This window comes from Leucobacter sp. USCH14, from assembly GCF_037619215.1.
In the GTDB taxonomy this organism is placed as follows: Bacteria; Actinomycetota; Actinomycetes; order Actinomycetales; family Microbacteriaceae; genus Leucobacter.
On the sequence record NZ_JAQPZP010000004.1, the window covers coordinates 229487 to 237942 of the forward strand.

The 8456-nt window shown below is 66.2% G+C and carries 7 protein-coding genes and 1 rRNA gene; 1 reads left to right on the forward strand and 7 read right to left on the reverse strand.

Translation table 11 applies throughout. The features are described from left to right. Positions 1-46 precede the first annotated feature (46 nt). Entirely contained in the window at positions 47-1729 is a 1683-nt protein-coding gene (aceB, locus tag PQI23_RS06570; RefSeq protein WP_339972730.1) for a malate synthase A, read from the forward strand. Positions 1730-1815: 86 nt separating this feature from the next. Here aceB and mnhG read toward each other — a convergent pair whose 3' ends face one another. The 7 genes from mnhG to rrf form a co-directional block, all read right to left on the reverse strand. After that, positions 1816-2220 carry a monovalent cation/H(+) antiporter subunit G gene (mnhG, locus tag PQI23_RS06575; protein WP_339972731.1) on the reverse strand — a complete coding sequence of 135 codons (405 nt, stop codon included), beginning with the start codon at positions 2218-2220 and terminating at the stop codon, positions 1816-1818. Continuing rightward, entirely contained in the window at positions 2213-2524 is a 312-nt protein-coding gene (locus PQI23_RS06580; RefSeq protein WP_339972733.1) for a monovalent cation/H+ antiporter complex subunit F, read from the reverse strand. Before PQI23_RS06580 ends, mnhG begins: the two co-directional genes overlap by 8 nt. Beyond that, a complete protein-coding gene (locus PQI23_RS06585; protein WP_339972735.1) occupies positions 2521-3099 on the reverse strand; it encodes a Na+/H+ antiporter subunit E in 579 nt (192 codons plus the stop codon). Before PQI23_RS06585 ends, PQI23_RS06580 begins: the two co-directional genes overlap by 4 nt. Next, positions 3092-4768 carry a Na+/H+ antiporter subunit D gene (locus PQI23_RS06590; RefSeq protein ID WP_339972737.1) on the reverse strand — a complete coding sequence of 559 codons (1677 nt, stop codon included), beginning with the start codon at positions 4766-4768 and terminating at the stop codon, positions 3092-3094. The genes PQI23_RS06585 and PQI23_RS06590 overlap by 8 nt, the downstream gene beginning before the upstream one ends. After that, positions 4765-5274, reverse strand: a complete 510-nt coding sequence (locus PQI23_RS06595) for a Na(+)/H(+) antiporter subunit C (protein ID WP_339972739.1) — start codon at positions 5272-5274, stop codon at positions 4765-4767. Before PQI23_RS06595 ends, PQI23_RS06590 begins: the two co-directional genes overlap by 4 nt. Then, complete coding sequence (locus PQI23_RS06600; RefSeq protein ID WP_339972741.1) at positions 5271-8162, reverse strand: Na+/H+ antiporter subunit A; 2892 nt, start codon at positions 8160-8162, stop codon at positions 5271-5273. The genes PQI23_RS06595 and PQI23_RS06600 overlap by 4 nt, the downstream gene beginning before the upstream one ends. A 224-nt stretch (positions 8163-8386) precedes the next feature. Next, positions 8387-8456, reverse strand: a 5S ribosomal RNA gene (rrf, locus tag PQI23_RS13970); the annotation flags it as partial.

The following is an 8456-nucleotide window of genomic DNA, read 5'->3' on the forward strand; positions in this document are numbered from 1 at the left end:
CGCTGACGCAGCATCATCCACAACATCGCACACCGAGGAGCAGATCATGACGACCACCCAGGCGGGGCTGCAGATGCAGACCGCCGCCACCACTGCACGCACCAGCACGTCCGAGAACGCGCCGACGGCGCCGTCGCGCTTCGAAGTGCTCGGCCGCCCCTTCGATCGCAGTGAGGAGATCCTCACGCCGGAAGCGCTCGAGTTCCTGACCGCGCTGCACGATCGCTTCGCCAGCACGCGGCATGAACGGCTCGCGGATCGGCAGCGCCGCCGGTACGAGATCGGCAACGGCCGCGATCCGCGGTTCCGCGAGGAGACCCGGGCGATCAGAGAGGATGCGAGCTGGCGGGTCGCCGGCGCCGGACCGGGGCTCGAGGACCGACGCGTCGAGATCACCGGTCCCACTGATGCGAAGATGACGATCAACGCGATGAACTCGGGAGCGCGGGTGTGGCTCGCCGACCAGGAGGACGCCACGAGCCCGACCTGGCGCAACGTGATCGGCGGCCAGCTCTCGCTGTTCGACGCGATTCGCGGCCAGCTGGCCTTCACGAGCGAGGCCGGCAAGGAGTACCGCGTCACGGCCGAGCGCACCCCGACGATCGTGATGCGCCCCCGGGGCTGGCACCTCGTCGAGAAGCACCTGCGGTTCACCGATGTGCACGGCCGCGCGGGCGCCGCTTCGGGGAGCCTCGTGGACTTCGGGCTGTACGCCTTCCACAACGCGCATGAGCTCGTCGCTCGCGGGCGCGGCCCGTACTTCTACATCGCCAAGCTCGAGTCGAGCGAGGAGGCGAAGTTGTGGGATGACGTGTTCACGTACACCGAGCAGGCGCTCGGGCTCCCCCACGGCACGATCCGCGCGACAGTGCTGATCGAGACGCTCCCCGCCGCGTTCGAGATGGAGGAGATCCTCTACGTGATGCGGGATCACATCGCCGGGCTGAACGCCGGCCGTTGGGACTACATCTTCTCGATCATCAAGAACTACCGAGGTCGCGGCGCGCGGTTCGTACTTCCGGATCGCAGCGAAGTGACCATGACCGTGCCGTTCATGCGCGCGTACACCGAACTGCTCGTCAAAACGTGCCATAAGCGCGGCGCCCACGCGATCGGCGGCATGAGCGCATTCATCCCGAACCGCCGCGACCCCGAAGTGACGGCCCGCGCCGAGGAGAAGGTGCGCGCCGACAAGCATCGCGAGGCCGGCGACGGATTCGACGGGACGTGGGTCGCGCACCCCGATCTCATCCCCGTCGCGCAGGCGGAGTTCGATGCGGTGCTCGGAGACCGCCCGCATCAGGTCGACCGTCAGCGGGACGACGTGCAGGTCACTGCCGCTCAGCTGCTCGACGTGCGCATCGGGCGCGACATCACAGAGGCGGGCGTGCGCGAGAACGTGTCGATCGGGATCCGCTACATCGAAGCCTGGCTGCGCGGAATGGGCGCGGTCGCCATCGACAATCTGATGGAGGACGCTGCGACCGCGGAGATCAGCCGATCGCAGATCTGGCAGTGGATCCATCAGGATCAGTCGACCGCGGAAGGAACGCGCATCACGCGGGAGTGGGTCGCCGAGCTCGTGCAGCAGACCGTCGCCGGGTTCGACCGCACGGCCGACGACCGCTTCGACGATGCTGCGGAGCTCTTCGCGGATGTCGCCCTCGGTGATGACTTCCCGACGTTCCTCACCGTGCCCGCGTACAGTCGGTACCTGGTCGACGCCTAGACCGTCAGCGCCTGGCGCTCATGGAGAGCGGAGCGAGAGCGAGCGGGGTCCCCGAAGGGCCCCGGCTCACTCTCGCTCCGCTGGCGTCACGTGGACTCCCCCGAGTCGGGCCTCGGGGTGTCGCTCCGCTGCCGGCTCGCGGATTGCTCGATCCGATCGATCGCCGGTCCGAGTTCATCGACGACGAGCGTCGTCGTGTCGAGTTGACCCGTGCGATACGCGGCGCGACCGACCATGTGCGCGGCCACCGGTGCGGTCAGGGACTGGAAGACGAACACGGGCACGAGTGCGAGGAGCGTCGCCACCGAACGCTCCTCGAGCGCAATGGCGGTGATGGTCAGCAGCAGCCCGAAGATCTGCGGCTTGGTCGCTGCGTGAAGTCGACTGAGCGCGTCCGGGAACCGGAGAAGCCCGACTCCGGCAGCGACGGAGAGTACCGCGGCGAGGAAGATGCAGACGGCGGCGAGGAGGTCGAGCACGGCGTCAAACATGTCCGGTCTCCTTCGGCTGCTGGTGCGGCGGGTGATCGGCTCGGCGCTTCACGAACCGCGCCACCACGATGGTCGCGAGTGTCGCGGTTGCGGCGATGACGGTCATGAGCGGGATCGTGTCCGTGTGTCCCCGCGCCACCATCTCCGCCCCCACCGCCAGCATGAGCGTGGTGAGCAGCACGTCCGAGGCGATCATGCGGTCGAGAATCGTCGGCCCTCGCACGATCCGGACGATCGCGAGGAGCGCGGTGATCGTCAAGCCGACTCCGGCCGCGATGAGCAGGCTCTCCGTGACGATGCTCATGCGAGAGCCCGCATTTCCTGCTTCGAGCCGACCGCCCGCACCAGCAGGCGCTCTATCGTGTACACGTTGCGTCGCATCTGCGTCAGCTCCCGCTGCGTCGGAGTGTTCAGAACATGCAAGTACAGAGTGGACCGGAAACGGTCGATCTCCGCAATCAAGGATCCCGGAATCAAGGAGTTCGTGAGCGCGACCATCGTCATGATGAAGTCCGAGCGCGTATGGAGCTTCACCGCGATGATCGACGTACGCGGCGGCGGCCCGGGTCTCACGGCGAGCCAGGCGACCCCCCAGGAAGCTCGAGCGAGATGCCAGAAGAAATAGCCGAGGTACTGCAGCGTGTACCAGACGTTCAAGCGTCCCGCGAGTTCGACCGGCGGGAGATAGAAGAGACGCATGACGAACACCGCGATCACCAGCCCGCTGAGCACCGACAGCGGAGACACCTCGCGCCAGAGCATCATCCAGAGGACGACGAGCCCGATGACCAGCGGCAGCTCGTGCAATCGCACACCGAACTCGCGTCGCCTCGCCTCACGGGGCGACTCCCCCGCGACCTCCATGGGCGCATCACTCATCGGGATCCACCTCCTCCAGTGTCGTCCGACCGCTGCCCCCACCGGGACTCTCCGAACCCGACCCGTCATCATCTCCGAGCACCTGCTCGACGACGAGGCCGGGTTCCGCCAGGGTCTCGCCCGCCCGAGTCGCATACGCGTACAGCGGACCCGCGAAGATTGTCAACGCGACACTGACCGCAACCATGCCGGTCGTCGCGACGAACATGAGCTTCGGAATCTCCTTCTGCTCGGCCTGCGGCTGAGCGTCAGGCGCGTCCTGGAGCCGCTCGAACAGCGCCTGCTCGCGCTCGCGGAGCATCAGGGCTTCCGTGGTCGCCGGCTTCGCGTGCTTCGACTCCGCACCTGCCTGCGCCGGCGTGCGCCAGAATGCGAGCACCCACGCTCGCGCGAGGGCGTACAGGGTGAGCAGCGACACGAGCGCCCCGATGCCGATGAGCCAGTAGGCCTCCGGCGAGGCGACGTCGGCGGCGACCGTGAAGAGACCGAGCTTCCCGATGAATCCTGAGAACGGCGGTATCCCGCCGAGGTTCAGCATCGGGATGAAGAACAGGATCGCGATGAAGGGCGCCTTGCGCATCATCCCGCCGAGGCCCGACAGCGAGGTGGTTCCGCCTTGGCGCTCCATGAGGCCGACGGCGAGGAAGAGCGTCGTCTGCACGACGATGTGGTGGGCGATGTAGTAGATCGTGGCGGCGAATCCCGCCGCATTCGCCATGCCGATACCGAAGATCATGTAGCCGATGTGGCTGATGAGCGTGAATGAGAGCAGTCGTTTGATGTCGAGTTGCGACACCGCACCGAGAATGCCGACCAGGAGCGTCAGACCGGCGATGATGAGGAGCAGTCGGTCGACGCTCGAATCGGGGAACAGCTTCGTCTGCGTCCGGATGATCGCGTACACGCCCACCTTCGTGAGCAATCCGGCGAAGACCGCGGTGACGGGCGCAGGGGCGGTGGGGTAGGAATCGGGGAGCCAGAAGGCCAGCGGGAACACCGCGGCTTTGATGCCGAACGCGATGAGCAGTGTCAGGTTCAGCAGTAGCTGCATCTCGCTCGGCAGCTCGGCGATCCTCACCGTCAGTTGCGCCATATTCACCGTGCCGGTCGCACCGTAGATCAGGCCGATCGCCGCGAGGAACAAGACCGAGGAGACGAGGGAGACGATGACGTAGGTGACGCCGGCGCGAATCCGCTGCGCGGTTCCCCCGAGAGTGATGAGCACGTAGCTCGCGACGAGGAGGATCTCGAACCCGACGTAGAGGTTGAAGAGGTCTCCGGCGATGAACGCGTTGAACACGCCGGCGCCGAGCACGAGGTACGTCGGGTAGTAGATCGACACGGGAGTGTCCTCGTCGCCGTCTGCCAGGCCCTGACCGAGCGAGAACAGGAAGACGCCGAGCAGCACGACCGCGGAGACCGTCAGCATGAGCGCCGACACACGGTCGACGACGAGCGCGATGCCGAAGGGGGCAGCCCAGCCGCCCACTTCCATGACGAGGATCCCGGAGGCGTCGACGAGGTACATGAGCGTGCCGCTGAGCACGACGACCGAACTGAGCGCGACGAGCGTGATGCCCTGCTGCAGACGACGACGACCGGGAACAGCGAGCGCGAGCGCGGCTCCCGCGAGCGGGATGAGCACGGCAAGAGGGACGAGTTGGATCACGGCTTCGGCTCCCCCGCGGTTTCGGAGGCATCCGAGGCCGCGCTTCCGCTCGGCGCGATGTCAGCACCGGACTCGGGGTAGTCCTCGTCGTCGTACTCGAGCGTTTCAGCCAAATCCTCGTCGGTGACCTCCGTCGCGGCGAGGGCGCGGGTGGTGGCGATCTCGAGATCCGACTCGTCGTCCTGCACGCGGTCGTCGTGATCGTGGGCGAGTCGCCAGGATCGATAGATCAGAGCGAGCAGGAAGGCGCTGACGCCGAACGTGATCACGATCGCGGTGAGGATGAAGGCTTGCGGGAGCGGATCGCTCATCTCCTCGGCCGACGAGTCCCCGTAGATCGGAGCAGCGCCGAAGCCGCCCGACATCAGGAAGATCAGGAGGTTCGTCGCGTTCCCCACCAGCAGGAAGCCGAGCAGTAATCGCGTCAGCGATCGGTCGAGCATCAGGTACACGCCGCAGGCGTACATCACCACCATCACTGCGACCAGAACGAGTGGCATGGTCATCGCGAGCTCACCCCCTCTTCTTCGAACGAACCGATGTCGGCCTCCTCGTGCTCGTCGATCTCAGCGCCGAGGCTTCGGAGCACATCGAGAATCAGACCGAAGACCACGAGATACACCCCGACGTCGAAGAGCGTGGACGTGACCAGGGGAATCGTTCCAAAAATGCCCAGGTCGATATCGACCCAGGCGGACGCGAGCGCCGCCTGCCCGAAGAGCATCGGGATGAAAGCCATCGACACCGAGAGCGCCAGCCCCACTCCGAGAATGCGTCCGGCATCGAGGGGCACCGTTGCTCCGAGTTCGTGTCGACCACCCGCCAAGTACCGCGCAACGAGGGCCAGACCCGCGACCAGTCCGCCGGCGAACCCGCCGCCAGGGGTGTTGTGCCCCGTCAGCAGCAGATAGATCGACAGGATGATCAGGCCGTGGAAGATCAGACGCACGACGACCTCGAGCAGAATGGAGCGTCGAGCGGGATTCAGATGCCGACCCGCAAGCAGCCACGTCATGCGACGCGCCGGATCGTTCGGGTCGGCGACCCGGAGCAGATGCTCTTGTGCGGCGCGACGGGCATCTCGCCGGCTCAGCTTCGGGCGCTTGTCGACGCGGGTGTTCAGAAAGACGAGGGAGGCGACGCCGGTCGCTGCAGCGAGGATGACCGAGAGTTCACCCATCGTGTCCCAGCCGCGGATGTCGACGAGCATCACGTTGACCACGTTGCTTCCGTGACCGCCCGAGTAGGCGAGCTCGGGCAGATGCAGCGAGATGGGTTCGGCGATGCGAGAGCCGAGGGCGATCACGGCGAGCATGCCGAAGACGAGGCCGACGCCGAGGCCGATACCTGCGCGCAGCCAGCGCTTCGGAGGGGCGGCGCGGTGGCCGATCCGCTGCGGCAGCCGGCGGATGACAAGCACGAACGCGATGAGCGTGACCGTTTCCACGAGCGCCTGCGTGAGCGCCAGGTCGGGCGCTCCGTGCATGGCGAAGATCGCCGCCATGCCGTATCCCGTCAAGCCGACGAGCACCACGGACTGGAAGCGGGTGCGGGCCCGCAACGAGAAGAGCGCCGCGATGATCATCACGATCGCGATCGGCACCTGCACCGGGGACGTCATGACGACGTACTCCTCCGGCCACTCGCCGGTCGCGAGGATCGTGCCGCCGAGCGCTCCGACGAGCACGAGCAGAATCACGGCGAGATAGAACGGAAGCGAACCGCGCTGCGTCAGCGACGTGAGCTTGATGGCGATCGAGTCGACGAAGTGCGTCAGCACCCAGTAGGCGTGCGATGCGGACCAGCGCTCAGCAGGCGGAGCCACGCGCCGAACAGTACGACTGAGCACGCACGCGAGCACCGATCCGCTCACCAGCACGCCGACGGACGCGAGCAGCGCCGGGGTCAACCCGTGCCAGAGTGCGAGATGCTCGATCTTCACGCCGTCCGCGCCAGCGTCGACGAGCGGCTGCAGCACACGGTCTGCCGCAGGGGCGAACAGCCCGATGAGTAGTGTCGCGAGCGCGAACACTCCAGGCGCGATGAGGATCGACCAGCCCGGCGCATGCGCTACGCGACAGGTCTCGACCCCCTGCTTCACCGCGAACGCTCCCCAGACGAACCTGCCCATGTACGCCACGGTGAGCACGCTGCCGACGACTGCGACGACGAAGGCCACCAGCGCGATGGGACGCTCGTGCCCGACTTCCAGGAGTTCGGTGAAGGCGGACTCCTTCGCGACGAAGCCGAAGAACGGCGGGAATCCGGCCATCGAGGCCGAGGCGAGGAGGGAGATCGTCAGGAGCACCGGCATCTTCCGGCCGAGACCGCTCAACTTGCGCAGGTCGCGCGTGCCGGTCGAGTGATCGATGATGCCGACGGACAGGAACAGCGGCGCCTTCGCGAGCGCGTGCGCGAAGAGCAGCGCGAAGCCGGCGAACGTCGCACGCGGATCGCCGACCCCGAACACCATGACGAGAAGCCCGAGCTGACTCACCGTGCCGTGGGCCACGATGAGCTTCAGGTCGAACTGACGGAGCGCCCGAATCCCGCCGTTGATCATCGTGATCGCACCGAGAACCACGAGCGTCTCCCGGTAGCCGACGACGTCGCCGAACGCGGGGGTGACTCGCGCGATCAGATAGATGCCGGCCTTCACCATTGCGGCCGCGTGGAGATACGCGCTGACCGGCGTCGGCGCCGCCATGGCGCCGGGCAACCAGAAGTGGAAGGGGAAGATCGCCGACTTTGAGAGCGCCCCCGCAAGAATGAGGAACACTGCAGTGACGCCGACCGCACCCTCGGGTGGCGACGCAATGATGTCGGACAGCAGCGAACTGCCTGCTTGGTTCGCGAGCAGCACCAGACCGACCAGCATCGCGAGTCCGCCGAGCGTCGTGACGATGAGCGCCTGCAGCGCGGCAGCGGTCGACGTTCGCAGTCGCGTGAGGTGTCCGATGAGCAGGAACGAGAAGATCGTCGTGCCTTCCCAGAAGACGAAGAGCAGGTACACGTCGTCCGCGAGCACGAGACCGAGCATCGATGTCGCGAATCCCATGAACACCGCAGCGAAGCGTTCGAGACCCGGCTCGCGAGCGTCGAAATAACGGGCGCAGTACAGCAGCACCAGAGCGCCCGCACCCGTGACGAGCAGAGCGAAGAGCGCTGAGACCGAGTCCAGACGGAAGGTCAGGGTGAGATCGAGCTCGGGCACCCAGGCAAAGGTCTCGACGATCGGCCGGCCGTCGTACACCTGCACGGCGAGCACCGAGAAGACGATCGTGATCGCCGCGAGCAGAGCCGCCGCGACGAAGAACACGCTCCGCCCCAGGAGTCGAGCGAGCGGGTGGGTCACGATGGAAACCACAGCGAGGATGAGCAGTACACTCATCATCGCTCCCATAGGCGGCCCACTTCCGGTTCGGTCGTCATTTGGTGATGTCAACAGTCTACTGGAAAACCAGCAGCTGATTTCCTGGGAACGGCCGCACGAAGCCCAGATCACACGCAGAAACTTCACACTGCGGGGCAACTGACGTGCAAAAAGGTTGAGGCTCGTGTTCCGGGACGACCACCATCATGGTGACCAGCCCCGAAACACGAGCCTCATAAAAAGGTGTCCGGCGGTGTCCTACTCTCCCACAAGGTCCCCCTTGCAGTACCATCGGCGCAGTCAGCCTTAGCTTCC

Coding starts and splice junctions, on each gene's coding strand:
- PQI23_RS06600 (WP_339972741.1), bottom strand. CDS start 8,162: ATGATGAGTGTACTGCTCATCCTCGCTGTGGTTTCCATCGTGACCCAC.
- PQI23_RS06580 (WP_339972733.1), bottom strand. CDS start 2,524: ATGAGCATCGTCACGGAGAGCCTGCTCATCGCGGCCGGAGTCGGCTTG.
- PQI23_RS06595 (WP_339972739.1), bottom strand. CDS start 5,274: ATGACCATGCCACTCGTTCTGGTCGCAGTGATGGTGGTGATGTACGCC.
- PQI23_RS06585 (WP_339972735.1), bottom strand. CDS start 3,099: ATGAGTGATGCGCCCATGGAGGTCGCGGGGGAGTCGCCCCGTGAGGCG.
- aceB (WP_339972730.1), top strand. CDS start 47: ATGACGACCACCCAGGCGGGGCTGCAGATGCAGACCGCCGCCACCACT.
- mnhG (WP_339972731.1), bottom strand. CDS start 2,220: ATGTTTGACGCCGTGCTCGACCTCCTCGCCGCCGTCTGCATCTTCCTC.